Source organism: Acinetobacter junii CIP 64.5, from assembly GCF_000368765.1.
GTDB classification, from domain to species: Bacteria; Pseudomonadota; Gammaproteobacteria; order Pseudomonadales; family Moraxellaceae; genus Acinetobacter; species Acinetobacter junii.
On the sequence record NZ_KB849654.1, the window covers coordinates 158,695 to 172,875 of the forward strand.

The following is a 14,181-nucleotide window of genomic DNA, read 5'->3' on the forward strand; positions in this document are numbered from 1 at the left end:
ATTAATTCATTTCTGATTTAACCATAAAAAAAGCAAGATAACCTTGCTTCTTAAATTTGGTGGGGGCGAAGAGACTCGAACTCTTACACCTTGCGGCGCTGGAACCTAAATCCAGTGCGTCTACCAATTTCGCCACGCCCCCGATGGGTATGCATATTAGTGACAAAGCGGCTTTATGACAAGACTTTCTGATAAAAAACCAATTCAAGTGAACATATAATATTCAAATCAAAGATTTATGTTTATTTTTACAACAAATTTATTGTTCGAATCGCATTTCTTAGCTCTGCAACTGAGCCAAAGCGTTCATCCATTTTTTTCTTTAATAAGCCATCAAGTATCGGCAAAAAAAACTGTAGAGAATCTGGAAGTTTGATCTGTAACTGTTGGCAATGCAGTATTGCCCAATCATGATAGGTTTTTGCAGATAATCTCGATTGACAGAGCCATTCATATAGAATAATTCCAAAAGCGTATAAGTCACTTTGTACAGACTTGGGTTGACCATGAAACAGTTCAGGTGCCATGTAATGCGGTGTCGCGGTCAATAATTTCTTCGTACTAATAATTCGTTGACTCTGCTCAAAATCAATCAATCTACAAGTATCTAAATAACTTCTAAAATGCTCTGATTTCAGATCACCATGTATCCAACCACTTTGATGAAGTGCTTCAAGGGCATTTAAAGCAAGTAAAATTTGTTTTCTGATCTCGTGCAGATCATTTTCAGGACTAAATTTTATAAAAAAATCGTTCGTATCTAACGTTAATAGCCCTTCTCCACTTTGCCTCGTTTCATTTAAAAAATTCAGCTTGGATAAATCAATAACGTTATAAGGGACTAAAAAATCCGAACTAGCAATCTTATTTTGGCGATAAAACTCTAATTCGGCGTTAAATGAATCTTCTAAAACTTGGTTGTGTTGCTCAACATGAAACTTTAGCCAATATTTTTTATGACCTTGAGTTAATGTATATAAACGCCGTCCATATGAATGGCTTTTTTGTTTGGTCTGTAACGCTATCTCATCAAACGAATGATCTAAGTCAGAGATCAACATAATAGAATTCATTCTGCTGCTTATTTTCTTGCTTACGTAATGATGCCAAACAATGTTCTATTGTTTTACCGATCCGCGCATGCGTTTCTATTGAGGTGATTTTTGGCCATGTTGCTCGCTCACCTTCTTGCTGCAAAATCTTGAAAATCCTAGGTCGAGGATTTTTTAACATATAGTTATAATGGCGCAAACCATATTTAGCGATGATATTTACATCACCATAATAACGCTGTCCAAGTATGCCATAGCCATGATCAAGTACTCGACGGATTGGGAAAAAACCTCCCATATAATTTCGTGTTAAATCCATCACTTCCATCGCAATCGCTTTCCCTTGATGACGGACAATGCGTTGAGGCCAACTTAATACATCTCTACGAAAACGATCTGTGTCGCTCTGCATAAATGGCACAATATGAGGATTCACCTGACTGGCGATGGTGTAGTTAATATTATAAAGACGCGCCATTTTTTCCTGAGGAAAATCACTACGCATACTCCCATCCACCCATTTTGTCTTTGCCATATAGGGTGTGTGTTGTCCATCGTAACGCTTACTGGTTAGATGCACAGGCGGAAATAATACAGGTACGGCACAAGATGCTAACACTGCGCTCCAAACCAAAACATTAGGTGCAGTTAATGCATTCATAATTCTAGGATTTTGAGCAGTATTATGCGGTGCTACGACAATATTAATATGTCGTTTAGATTGTTGATATGCCTCAGCAAAAGTTAAATCACCCAAATTATTCATTAAGAATTTTTTGAGATACATCACATCAGCCAAACCACCATGCCCCTTAATTAGCTCAGTCACGGTGCGAAAACGGAATGCATCACTAAAAAAATGCTGTCCACCAAGCAACTCAGGGATCTTATCGTTCTTTGAAACACCAAGCATACCCGTCATAATCGCTCCAGCACTCGACCCAGACAGAACACTTGGCATCAAATCTTGCTCAAATAATGCTTTACAAACGCCTGTATGAAACAAACCCAAAGTTGCCCCTCCAGAAAACATGAGGGCTGGTTGTCCATAGGCTTTTTGGCATTCTTCAAAGAATTGAATTTTCTCTTTTAATTGGAAAGTTATACATTCGCTCGAGGCGAGATATTGAAAACAATCACTCACAAGTTCTACATAGTTTTCAATAATTTTTTTTGTTCCTACATATGTTTCAGCAAATAACATCGGATGACCAATATTTGCAAAATCATAAGATAATCCTTCACGGAGAACATAAATTAAATCAAGTGTTCGATGTTGAGTACGATATTTTTTTAATAAGGTGTATCGATTTGATAATGCTTCGGCATCAAAATAGGGCGACTGATTATCGTACTTCCACTCCTCTCTGCCAGATTCCTCATCCAGTTTTAGCGCGATTTCCTTCCATTCTTGATAACTTCTAGCATGCTGCAAATCCTCTTTTAGGACATCAACCCGATGTTTTTGATAGCTATTTTTCTTTTCTCTTACTTTATTTAGCATCGTCTGTCCTATCCCGTCTTCATTTTTCTATTCATGCACTTATACAATGCAAAAACCTACTTAAACAATCAAGTATAAATTCTTGTTATTGTGCATCGTTTTGATGATATTTCCTTTATTTTCGTGCAAGCAGTGCTAGTATCAATCTTCATTAATCACTGAGTTTTGTGTGTTTTTATGGCTATTTTAGACTTACCAGAATCTATTCTTGCATCTTTGTCGAATGTTTTGACTCAATTACAGCATGTTCTGCCACAACCGAAGCAACCGACTGATTTTTCTGCAATCGCTTTTAAATGGGAAAATCAAGAACTGATCGCCATACAACAACCTAAAAAAATGTATCTGGAAGATCTAAAAGGAATAGAGCGTCAAAAAGATAAAATCATTCAAAACACCTTGCAGTTTTTAAATGGCCTCCCTGCCAATGATGTTTTATTAACAGGTTCTCGTGGCACAGGAAAATCCTCAATTGTTCGTGCTTTACTGACAGAATACTCTGATCAAGGACTACGTTTAATTGAAATAGAACGTGATGATTTATCTGATTTACCCAAAATTCAAAAACTGATTGAACAACGTTCTGAGAAATTTATTGTTTATTGTGATGATTTAGCATTCAACGCAGAAGATGAAAATTATCGCAGTTTGAAAAGCGTGCTAGATGGTTCTCTTCAATCAGGTTCGAGCAATTTTATTATTTATGCGACGAGTAATCGTCGTCACCTTCTACCTGAATTTATGCATGAAAATACCCCAGTACGGAAAGTAGACGTACCTCAATACACTGAATTACACCCACAAGAAGCGATTGAAGAAAAAATATCTCTTTCAGATCGTTTTGGAATGTGGCTTTCATTCTACCCAATGGACCAGCAACTATATTTGCAAATCGTTGAACATTACATTGTTAAAGCAGGCTTAGAATATAACGATATTGTTCGAGGCGAAAGCTTGAAATGGTGTCAAGCACGAGGGCAACGTTCTGGTCGTGCAGCATACCAATTTTCTAAACACTGGATTGGTTCAAAAAATTTAGAAAAGTTAGCGAATAAAGATCAAACATAAACTCCTCAGATACTTAACTTGCTTCTTAATAGCACTCGCAATTGTTTCTTCTTCATTAAGTTTTATAAAAACTAGGAAACAATTGCGTTGTCAAAGAACTCTGATTTCAATTAGAAAAACCATATAAATTTCATGTGACTATAAAACAACACCACCTGGTAAGTCAGCATAATTCTCTTTCTAACATTTCCGATAATCATCTAAAACAAACAAATTTCGCTAGCAGATTAGTTTACTTTTCTATAATATTAGGTAGATCGGTATACTCAATACAAAACCATGAGCAGAAAGTCAGCCAAACAAAAAATCTTAGATGCAGCATCTATCCTGTTTTATAACGATGGGATAACCAATACTGGCATTAATAGCATTACAGACAAAGCGCAAGTGGCGAAAATGTCGCTCTATAATAATTTCCCCACGAAATCAGATTTGATTAGCTGCTACATCGAAGCCCGTCATCAAGAATGGTTAGAATTATTTGAAAAAAGGAAAGCTCAAATTCACTCACCTATTGATGGCATTCTCGCTATTTTTGATGCTTACCATGATCATGCAGAGTTTGCCTATGAAAAAGGTTTTAGGGGCTGCGGCTTGTTAAATGCAGCAGCTGAGTTTCCTGCTCATAGTCCTGAGCGTCTAGCAGTCAAAAAGCATAAAGATGAAATTGAAAACATTGTTGCTGGCTATCTAATGCAACAATTTGAAGATTCTAAGAAAGTCCAAGAACTTGCTCTTTTAATTTCTTTTATTTTAGAAGGCTCAATTGCTAGAGCTGGTTTAGAAAGCTCAAGCGTCAAAGTATTTGCAGCGAAGCAAATGGTTCAACGATTATTAGAACAAGAGATTAAAAATTGAATAGCAAAACTTCAAACCTCAGCTCCCACTCTGGTTTTATTGCAGTTTTGATTGCCTCAATTTTATGGGGTACTACTGGAACTGCGGCATCTTATGCGCCTAATTTAAGCCCTCTTGCAATAGGAGCAATTGCAATGGGTGGCGGTGGATTACTACAAGCCTTGCTCGCTCATAAAAAGATTTTAGATCATCTACCACAAATCAAGTCTTACTACTCTTTGCTTCTGATTGGAATGATTTCAGTAGCCATTTATCCTCTCGCTTTTTACAGCTCAATGCGTATGGCTGGAATTACGATTGGAACGGTAGTCTCAATTGGGTCAGCACCATTATTTACTGCGTTATTAGAAAAAATTTTCGATAAAAAAGCACTTTCATTGAAATGGTTTATTAGTTTTATTTTTGGTGTTATCGGAGTATTACTTTTATCTGTGGGCGAAACACACTCTCATGGACCAACACAAAGCATTTCGACAGATCAAAAAACCATTGGAATCATTCTCGGATTGATTGCAGCTCTCACCTATTCACTATACTCATGGGCTGCTAAAAAAATGATTGATCGAGGTGTAGATTCAAAAGCATCAATGGGTTTAATTTTTGGTTTTGGCGCTTTAATCTTATTACCAACATTATTTTTTACGGGTTCAAACCTCTTTGATGAGTCTGTAAATCTTTATGTTGTTGCCTATATGATGTTGATTCCAATGTTTCTTGGCTATCTACTATTTGGGTATGCGCTAAAAACAATCTCCGCAAGCACAGCAACTACGCTTACTTTATTCGAGCCACTCGTTGCTGCTTTATTCGCAGTTCTTTTAGTCGGTGAGCAATTAGCACCGATTGGTTGGGTTGGCATGGTTTTGATTTTTGTTTGTTTAGCCGTGTTATCTAAAACAGACCGTCCAAAATAATTTCGAGTTTCAACCAATATTAAATAGCATAGAGCTATGATCAATAATTCAATATAAAAATTTAAATCGCAGATGCAGAAAATAAACTTTCTCTGCATCTGTTTTTTCTAATACGTTAGTTACTTAGATCAATATTCTTGCGCTAATTTTTCCAAAGTAAATAACATTTTTTTCACCACACTTCTTTTATGCTGCAACATATTTTTGATATTCGCTGGATTGAAACCAGTTAATTTCGCAATACCACGACTGGTCATATATTCACCAGTTTTCTCAAAATGCTTTTCACTCAAAAGTGTTTTGGCATTCGAGAATCTAACCGCTAGCTTATAGTCGCTTAGTTCAGACCATGCACCTGTTTTATATTCTTGAAAATCAAATTCTTTCTTCTGTTGAGCTGGTTTATCTCGAAGAATATTACTCAAACGATTGATAATGATTTTTTCTTCACTTTGTTCAATTAATTGATAAAGTTCAGTTTCTTCAAATGAACGGCCCAAAGAAAGATCTTTTTTATATTGTTCAATCACTTTCTCTTTTGATGTCTCGTTCTCATCACCTTGTTGAATGAGGCATAGAATCTTATATAAAGATTCTAATCGACCACATGTAAAAATATAAGAAATCTTCAACTTGTACTCCGCTATGAGTTTTAGCTCATCAAAATAAATAATTTATTCGACACTTTAACACGATAGCTGTAGCTCCTGAGCTTCAAGCTACACATTAATCAATGATTTGATCTTTAAATGTCTTAACTTAGAACAGAAGATATTTAACCGACCAAATATCAGGTCGGTTCTAAGTCTGTCATCGGCCATCTAGGTGTAGTTGTGACCGCCAAACCATCTTGTTGCCCTGCTTTTAAACGTTGATAACCAGCAAAGGCAATCATTGCACCATTATCTGTACATAAGGCAGGTTCAGCATAATAAACTTGCGCTTTGATCTTTTTCAAAGAGGTTTCTAATTGCTCACGTAAGCGAACATTCGCACTCACACCTCCAGCAATCACCAATCGTTTCAAACCAGTTTGCTTCAAAGCTTTCACTGATTTTTTAACCAAAGTATCAACGATTGCTTCTTGGAAAGAAGCTGCGATATCTGCATCACGATTTTCTTCACCCAATTTTTTCAACTGAACAGAAACCGCAGTTTTCAAACCACTAAATGAAAAATCCAAGCCTTGATGTAACATCGGGCGAGGAAATTCAAATGCTTGTGAATTACCTTGCAAAGCTAATTTGGCAATATTAGGACCACCTGGGTATGGCAATTTCATCATTTTTGCAACTTTATCAAATGCCTCACCCGCCGCATCATCTATCGACTCGCCAAGTAATTCATATTGACCAATTCCATAAGCTGCCATCAGTTGCGTATGACCACCTGAAACTAGTAAGGCTACAAATGGAAATTCTGGTGGAGTTTCAGAAAGTAAAGGCGCAAGCATATGACCTTCCATGTGGTGTACACCGATGGCTGGTTTGTTAAATGCAAAAGCCAAAGTGCGTCCAAATAATGCACCTGTCATTAACGCTCCCATGAGTCCTGGTCCGCGTGTATATGCAATTGCATCTATTTCTTGTTTTTTGACCCCACTTTGCTCAAGCAACTGATTAATCAAAGGAATCATTTTTCGTACATGATCACGTGATGCAAGTTCAGGAACGACACCACCATATTCAGCATGCAGTTTGATCTGACTATATAGAACCTGTCCACGTAAGCCGAGCTCGCTATCATAGAGTGCTAACCCAGTTTCATCACACGAAGTTTCTAAGCCCAAAACAATCATTAAACTGCCTTTACAACGATCAAAAATAATATCGAAGCTATTATAGACTTGTGATCTGAGTTGTAAATGAGTAAAATACTGACCTTCACTTGCGATCTAGTGCAATCGTGCATTGGGTCTTATCCATAATCTTAGAGGATTTTACATGCCACAAGTTAAGTTGAAAGAAGGCGAACCAGTAGACGTAGCTATCCGTCGTTTCAAACGTTCATGCGAAAAAGCGGGTGTTTTAGCTGACGTTCGTAAGCGCGAATTCTATGAGAAACCAACTCAAGAACGTAAGCGTAAAAAAGCTGCAGCAGTTAAGCGTTATCAAAAGAAATTGACTCGCGAATCTGTACGTACTACTCGCCTTTACTAATTAATTTGTGATTGATTGCTGAAAAGACTATGACCACTTTAAAAGACCAAATTACTGACGTATTAAAAACTTCAATGCGTGCCAAAGATATGGCAACAGTAACGGTCATTCGTGGTCTACAAGCAGCAATTAAGCAAATCGAAGTCGATGAGCGCATTGAGCTTGACGATGCTCAGGTTCTTGCGGTCATTGAAAAACAAATTAAACAACGTAAAGAATCGATCAAGGCCTTTTCTGGCGCTGGTCGAGATGATTTAGCTAGTAAAGAACAAGCCGAAGTTGAGGTTATTTCTCAATTTCTACCAGCAGCTATGACTGAGGAAGAACTTGATTCTATCATTGAGCAAACGATTGCTGCTCAAGAAGCTACTAGCATGAAAGATATGGGTAAGGTGATGAATTCTCTACGTCCGATCATAGCCGGGCGTGCCGATCCTGCACAAGTATCTGCTAAAATCAAAGCAAAATTAAGCTAAGCTGCTTTTATCCCCCTCTCTATATTAATGTAAATGGATTCATTTAAATGAACCCATCTATCTATATCAATTAAAATTACACTGAATATTATATTTTTTCAGCATTTGCATTTCTTTTGATTCTGCAACTTGATTAATCACATCTTGTTTCGTCATCGTTGCATATTGTCCAGTCAAAGATGATCGATTACGCTCAATTGCTTGATATAAATCCTGCACATATTGATTGGTAATACCACAGAATTTTGCCTGCTGTTCAGGACTAAAACGCGAAAGTTGAGGATCTAAACTACGCAGAAAACCACGCATATCCTGCGCATAATTTGCAGTAATCTTCTCTACAGAATTTACATATTGTTCAACAGAACTCGCTGAACTCACCCCGATCATGCTTATTGCAAAAATAAAAATAAAAATCTTTTTCATAAATCTTTTAACTTCTCAGTTATTCCTTACGCAGGACATCTTATCTTAATTCAACAAAATTTGGCTTATGCTCAGTAAAAAATTCTTCCTTTGGTGCAGGAAGTTTGCCCTCTGTAACAGAGCCCAAACGCAAACGAATAATATTGGGTAGATCAGTACGATACGAGTAAATTGGACTTCCACAATTCTGGCAGAACACACGAGCTTTATTGGGAGTATGAAAGTATTCTTTTAATTGATCTTGTCCAGATATGAATTGGAATTGGGTTTGATCAATTGGACTATTCCAGCCTGCGATACTACCTTGAGCTTGTTGACAATGCTGGCAATAACACAAAATGCTCTGTTCGATTTCCCCATCATATTGATATTGAACTGCTCCACATAAACACTGTCCTTTTATCATTATTTTCCTCAATTATTAAATTTTCATTCGGCGATCATCTTGCATTTGTTTTAAACGAGAATCAATTTTTGCTGACATCGCCATATTACCTTTCGCCAAACGTTGGGCATGTAGCATTGATTTTATAGCATTTTCTTCATGACCTGACCAATATTCAGCTTCTGCTCGATAACATAAAACATTAATCGCTTGCAAAGGTGAACTCTTATCTAGATTGGTTGCCTGTTGTAATAGTTGCCACCCCTCCACGTCTCTTTGATTTTTATGTATAAATCGTTGTACTAAGGTTTGGGCTTCAGCTGCTTTACCTTGTCTTATAAGCACTTCCGCTAATTTATAAGATAAAGCACGATTTTCAGGCATAGTGCGTTGGATTGAATTGATACTGTTATAAGCCAGATCAATTTTATTTTGACCTAGATAAATATCCGTTTGGATCAATGGAATAAGTACGTGATTTTTTAATTTTAATTTGACTTGATCAAGGCTGGTCTGGGCCTGTGCGTAATCGCCTCGCTCTAAATAAAACTTACTGATCGCAAGTAATCCCGCAACATTCTTTTGATTAGCCAAAGCTTGAAGTTGATTTTCTGTCGCCTGATTTGATACGACATAGGTGTACCATTTCATGATATCAAAATCGAGATCATAAATTTTTGGTTTCACTCGAGGTAACTGGTTTGCACGTAATCGCGCCTCACTCATACGTTCCGTGGTTAATGGGTGGGTAAACCAGAAATCTGGTAGGAAACTGACTCGGCTAGTAGCACGATGCATCGTTTCGAAATAGTCAGCCATACTTTGTGGATTGTAACCAGAGGAATACATGAATTGCATACCGATACGATCCGCTTCACGCTCTTGATTACGACTATAACTCAATTGCTTATCCATTAAGGCAGCTTGAGTACCTAGCATTACAGCGGAGCCAACATCACCATCAGCTTGTGAAGCAATCGCAGCTCCTACGAGGATACCTGCTAAAGCAAGCAATCCTTGCCCTTTGAAGGCTTCTTGGGATCGGCTGTAGTGACGTTGCGAAACGTGTGCTATCTCGTGAGCCATAACGCCAGCAATCTCATCGATATTTTTCGCAGAAGTGATTAAACCCGTGTTTAATGCAAAGAGACCACCAGGAACTGCAAAAGCATTAATTTGGGGGTCTTTAATCACCACTAGACCAATCGGCTGCCCAAGCTGAGTTTGGCTGAGAATACCTGAAAACACTTGAAGAAACTGATCTTCCAACCATGCATCTTGTACAGTTGGCATTTGACGACGCACTTCACGATAGACTTTCTCTCCGATCAATTTTTCTTTTTGCTGATCAAGCAACCCAACACCACTACCGATATCAGGTATTTCAGTTTGACCTGAAATTTGCGGAGGTAAAAAGACCTGTGTATGACTAAGTTGAGTCGTGGCAAATAAGCCACATGCGAGCAGCAACGGTCTCAAGTGGTTTCTCTATGATTCTACTGGAAAAATTTAATATACCATTTGATTTAGGAGAAATTTGCAACGAAGTGTTATAAAAGACAGGAAAATCCTGTCTTACTTTATGATTTTTGAAATTCTAAAGAATTACTGGTCAGGCGAATAACGTTGATCAATACTGAATTTCTCTGGAAATTTAGCATTAATTTCTGCATAAAAAGCCATAATCTCGGTCATATCTTTTTGATAATCACCTGATGGATAAACAATTTTACCAATACCTGTTTTCTTTTTTGCATAATCCATATATGCCAATGCAATAGGTACACCTGCATTTACAGCAACATGATAAAAACCTGTTTTCCATTGTTCTTGTTTCGCACGTGTTCCTTCTGGTGTTACAAGCATCACAAGTTTAGGATGTGTTTTAAATAGATCACTCATCAACTGAACCATGCTTGGTCTTTCCTGACCTTCTTGCTTAGCACTGCGATCTATTCCTATTCCGCCCATCGCACGCACAAAAGGGCCAAATGGAAATTTCATATAGCTGTCTTTGATCGTCAAACGAACATTTACACCTAAAGCTTTCAATGCTAATCGTGCATATAGTGCATCCCAATTACTGGTATGTGGCGCTGCGATCATGACACATTGGTCAATATCCAAGTCCCAGTGATTATCAATTTCCCACCCCATCAAACCCAAAGTTTGTTCAGCTAATTTCTCGAACACAACAACCCCAAACGCAATTTCAAAGGGCGCAAGTGTACCAATAATAGCCAGTTTAAAATGCTAGACTAGATGAATAATTCAGCAATCAACATGTAAGAATTTATTCAAACTTAGGATTGACTAGATAACGAGGTTGTCGATCCTCAAGTGCATCAATAAGATTTTGATAAGCAAGATGAACCATTTTTTTGCGTGTTTCGAGAGTTGCTGAACCAATATGAGGGGCAGTCACCACATTTGGTAGTTGGAATAATGGTGATTCTTGCAAAGGTTCTTTTGCATACACATCTAAGCCTGCTGCAAAAATTTTGTTTTGTTGCAATGCATCGATCAATGCTGACTCATCCACTACAGAACCACGTGAAATATTGACGAACACAGCATGTTTTTGCATTAAATCAAATTGAGCTGAACCAATTAAAGCTTTAGATTCTTGATTTAAATCTACAGCCACCACGATGAAATCAGACTGTTGTAACAGTCGATCTAAATCACAATATTGAGCATTATATGCTTCTGCAACTTCTATTTTTTCACGGCGATTATGATACAAAATATTCATGTTAAAGCCATGAAAACCTCGTCGAGCAATTGCTGCGCCGATATGCCCTAACCCGATAATCCCTAAAGTTTTACCGAAAACATCCATACCGAACTGTTCAGTTGATACTGTACGCTTCCATTGTCCCTGCTTTGTCCACGCATCTAATTGAGGGATTTTTCTTGCTGCGCTCAGCAGTAAACTAAATGCTAAATCAGCAGTCGTCTCGGTTAATACATGAGGTGTATTAGCAAGCCAGATTTTTCTTTGATTTAAATAATTAATATCGTAATTATCATAACCAACTGAAACTGTTGAAATAATTTTTAGTTTTTGTGCTGTCACTAAATTAGTTTCGTTGAGTAAACGACCTGCTCCTATCATCGCGTCAGCATCAGCAACTTCTGTTCGGATCTGCTCATTAATATCACCCATTTTGGGATTCAGCACGACCACTTGATAATCTTACTGTAACTTGAGTAATACATCCTGATCGATTTGGCTGAATACAACGACTTTCTTCATGATAAGAGTTCCGAACCTTATTGCATAAGTTGCCACAACCGTTTTTTAAGTAGAGGTTGTGTAATCATTTCTTCTAAACTGGCTAAATGTAAAATATTAGAATGTTGAATAAATTCAAGTTTTCCTAAACATAATATTTTCTTGTTATTTGAAGTCGCATCTAAAAATCCTTGAATATAGGATGGTAAACCACGACTGTCCTGAAATTCAGCTAAAGGAAATGGCCACTTTAGCTCAGCATAGTAGCCAAGTTTAGCTTTTTGAATATTTTGCCAAAGTTGCTGTTGTTCAGCATTTAATTGACTGCTCTCAACCAAAATTGAACAGTTCTCTAAGACATACATTTGTAATTCAAATGACTGTACAGAACCTTCAACAACTATCTGCGGTTTAGCTGTCGTTGCCTCTCGAAGAATTGGTTTAGGCGTAATTTCTTGTGGTTGTGATTGAACTTCAACAATTGGTTCTGAGATGATTGGTTCTAAGTCATGCGCTTCAACAAGATCTGATGCGAAGGAAATTTCTTCAATAGGTGTATTATTTTCAACAACCTGATCTCGCCATAGATGTGCAGCAGTATTTTTTTCACACACAACATCTTTAGGAATCCAAATATCAATTCCTATCGCTGCTAGTATGTTTCTTTGCTGCCCAATCATTTGACTACTCTTTCTACCACGTTAGATCATCACAATACTTGTAATGCTGCATAGTCTACCATAAACGGCTTCCCCCTTTATGGCTTCGTTTTATCCAATCACCCTTCTCTGATCAAGACATCTTTCAAGATTTGAAATCTATTTTCACTTAGATAAAGACACAAATTTCTTAGGTCCTTCCATTTATCGACTAATCCCAACTTTTTCATCATTTTGTCGCTTTCTCTTTTTATTACTAGTCTGGACCGAATGCTCAAATGAAAAGGTGGACTGAATCTATGCTAATCCTTTTTGCTATCGTTGTTTTGCTCTTGCTTGGCATAAGTATTTTATATACACAACATCCCTTATTTGGAAAAATCCCTACTGGTGAACGACTCAAACGTATCGAAAACTCTCCTAACTATCGTCAGGGTCAATTTAGAAATCGACTAGATAAACCTGATATGGCTGACTGCTCCCACACCTTTATTGAACTGTATAGAACATTTATTAAAACTATTCCTCATCGTAGACCCAAAGACATTATTCCCTCTATCAAAACCAATTTACGTACACTCGATCCCAAACAAGATGTCATGATTTGGTTTGGGCATTCTTCTGTTTTTATCTAACTGAATGGCAAAACCTTTTTAATTGACCCAGTGATGAGTGGCAAAGTTTCCCCTCTGCCTTGGGGAACACGTGCTTATCGAGGTACAGATATTTATACAGTCGAGGAATTACCCGAAATTGACTATTTATTGATCTCACATGACCATTATGATTATCTGGATTATAAAACCATTTTGCAACTAAAGCACAAAGTCAAATATGTCATTACTGGTCTCGGTGTCGGAGAACACTTCGAGTACTGGGGCTATTCAAAAGAACAATTGATCGAACGAGACTGGGGTGACAAAATTGAATTTGAAGGTGATATTACGATCATCACCGAAACAACTCATCATGATTCACGGCGTGCCTTTAAAGGCGGTAAAAATCTCTGGGTATCCTTCATCATACAATCACTGAATAGAAAGATTTTTTATACAGGTGATGGAGGCTATGACAAACATTTTGTGGAGATTGGTAAAAAGTACGGACCTTTTGATTGGGCATTGATGGAAAATGGTCAATACGATGCTGCTTGGCGCTCCGTACATTGTCATCCAGATGAAGTTGCACAAGCGACAGAAGAACTCCAAGCACGTAACATGCTACCTGTGCATCATTCTAAGTTTAGCCTCGCAAAACACCCTTGGAATGAGCCAATTAATCGTATTGTAAGATATTCAAAACAAAGAAATTATCGACTTGCCACCCCCATGATCGGTGAATTGGTTGAACTCGATAATGAACAACAAAGTTTCAAGCAATGGTGGGCAAATATACGTTGAGCGATTCGATTAAAGAATCAGATAGAGTTTCTGATTCTTTAT

The 14,181-nt window shown here is 37.5% G+C and carries 14 protein-coding genes, 1 tRNA gene and 2 pseudogenes; 6 read left to right on the top strand and 11 right to left on the bottom strand.

All coding sequences use genetic code 11. The features are described from left to right. Positions 1-57: 57 nt before the first annotated feature. The 3 genes from F948_RS02245 to F948_RS02255 all read right to left on the bottom strand — a co-directional run bounded on the left by F948_RS02245 (position 58) and on the right by F948_RS02255 (position 2,556). Positions 58-142 (bottom strand) — tRNA-Leu (locus F948_RS02245). Positions 143-248: 106 nt separating this feature from the next. Next, the gene (locus F948_RS02250; protein ID WP_004959543.1) at positions 249-1,073 is read right to left on the bottom strand and encodes a protein kinase domain-containing protein; all 825 of its coding nucleotides are present in this window, start codon (positions 1,071-1,073) and stop codon (positions 249-251) included. Beyond that, complete coding sequence (locus F948_RS02255) at positions 1,048-2,556, bottom strand: DUF3336 domain-containing protein (RefSeq protein WP_004953257.1); 1,509 nt, start codon at positions 2,554-2,556, stop codon at positions 1,048-1,050. The genes F948_RS02250 and F948_RS02255 overlap by 26 nt, the downstream gene beginning before the upstream one ends. A gap of 177 nt (positions 2,557-2,733) precedes the next feature. On the opposite strand from F948_RS02255, the gene F948_RS02260 reads away from it, so the two are divergent. The 3 genes from F948_RS02260 to F948_RS02270 all read left to right on the top strand — a co-directional run bounded on the left by F948_RS02260 (position 2,734) and on the right by F948_RS02270 (position 5,396). Beyond that, entirely contained in the window at positions 2,734-3,624 is an 891-nt protein-coding gene (locus F948_RS02260; protein WP_004959546.1) for an ATP-binding protein, read from the top strand. A 279-nt stretch (positions 3,625-3,903) separates the two neighbouring features. Further along, positions 3,904-4,482, top strand: coding sequence for a TetR/AcrR family transcriptional regulator (locus tag F948_RS02265; RefSeq protein ID WP_004959549.1), 579 nt, complete (start codon positions 3,904-3,906; stop codon positions 4,480-4,482). Further along, complete coding sequence (locus tag F948_RS02270) at positions 4,479-5,396, top strand: DMT family transporter (RefSeq protein WP_004959553.1); 918 nt, start codon at positions 4,479-4,481, stop codon at positions 5,394-5,396. The genes F948_RS02265 and F948_RS02270 overlap by 4 nt, the downstream gene beginning before the upstream one ends. A 128-nt stretch (positions 5,397-5,524) precedes the next feature. On the opposite strand, the gene F948_RS02275 is transcribed toward F948_RS02270, so the two are convergent. Together F948_RS02275 and tsaD are read right to left on the bottom strand one after the other, a co-directional pair. Beyond that, positions 5,525-6,028 (bottom strand): hypothetical protein, encoded by a 504-nt coding sequence (locus tag F948_RS02275; protein ID WP_004913191.1) that lies wholly within the window; start codon positions 6,026-6,028, stop codon positions 5,525-5,527. A 158-nt stretch (positions 6,029-6,186) separates the two neighbouring features. Beyond that, positions 6,187-7,194: a tRNA (adenosine(37)-N6)-threonylcarbamoyltransferase complex transferase subunit TsaD gene (gene tsaD / locus F948_RS02280; protein ID WP_004959557.1), complete on the bottom strand. Its 1,008-nt coding sequence runs from the start codon at positions 7,192-7,194 to the stop codon at positions 6,187-6,189. Positions 7,195-7,339: 145 nt separating this feature from the next. Here tsaD and rpsU point away from each other — a divergent pair, with 145 nt between their 5' ends. Beyond that, positions 7,340-7,555: a 30S ribosomal protein S21 gene (gene rpsU / locus F948_RS02285; protein WP_004652785.1), complete on the top strand. Its 216-nt coding sequence runs from the start codon at positions 7,340-7,342 to the stop codon at positions 7,553-7,555. Between the two features lie 29 nt (positions 7,556-7,584). After that, positions 7,585-8,031: a GatB/YqeY domain-containing protein gene (locus tag F948_RS02290; RefSeq protein ID WP_004913195.1), complete on the top strand. Its 447-nt coding sequence runs from the start codon at positions 7,585-7,587 to the stop codon at positions 8,029-8,031. A 66-nt stretch (positions 8,032-8,097) separates the two neighbouring features. Here the strand turns inward: F948_RS02290 and F948_RS02295 are convergent, their stop codons facing one another. From F948_RS02295 to F948_RS02320, 6 genes and pseudogenes are all read right to left on the bottom strand, one after another. Further along, complete coding sequence (locus F948_RS02295) at positions 8,098-8,457, bottom strand: hypothetical protein (RefSeq protein WP_005402919.1); 360 nt, start codon at positions 8,455-8,457, stop codon at positions 8,098-8,100. Between the two features lie 40 nt (positions 8,458-8,497). Beyond that, on the bottom strand, positions 8,498-8,863 hold the full coding sequence (locus F948_RS02300) for a GFA family protein (protein ID WP_004959562.1): 366 nt from the start codon (positions 8,861-8,863) through the stop codon (positions 8,498-8,500). Between the two features lie 15 nt (positions 8,864-8,878). Then, entirely contained in the window at positions 8,879-10,321 is a 1,443-nt protein-coding gene (locus F948_RS02305; protein ID WP_004959565.1) for a M48 family metalloprotease, read from the bottom strand. A gap of 126 nt (positions 10,322-10,447) precedes the next feature. Then, entirely contained in the window at positions 10,448-11,035 is a 588-nt protein-coding gene (locus F948_RS02310; RefSeq protein ID WP_004959568.1) for a 1-acyl-sn-glycerol-3-phosphate acyltransferase, read from the bottom strand. Positions 11,036-11,135: 100 nt separating this feature from the next. Next, positions 11,136-12,101: pseudogene (locus tag F948_RS02315) on the bottom strand (2-hydroxyacid dehydrogenase). Between the two features lie 17 nt (positions 12,102-12,118). Further along, positions 12,119-12,760, bottom strand: a complete 642-nt coding sequence (locus F948_RS02320; protein WP_004913212.1) for a hypothetical protein — start codon at positions 12,758-12,760, stop codon at positions 12,119-12,121. A 278-nt stretch (positions 12,761-13,038) separates the two neighbouring features. Between F948_RS02320 and F948_RS02325 the strand changes: the two are divergent. Further along, positions 13,039-14,139, top strand: a pseudogene (locus F948_RS02325) (MBL fold metallo-hydrolase). The last annotated feature ends 42 nt before the right edge of the window (positions 14,140-14,181 follow it).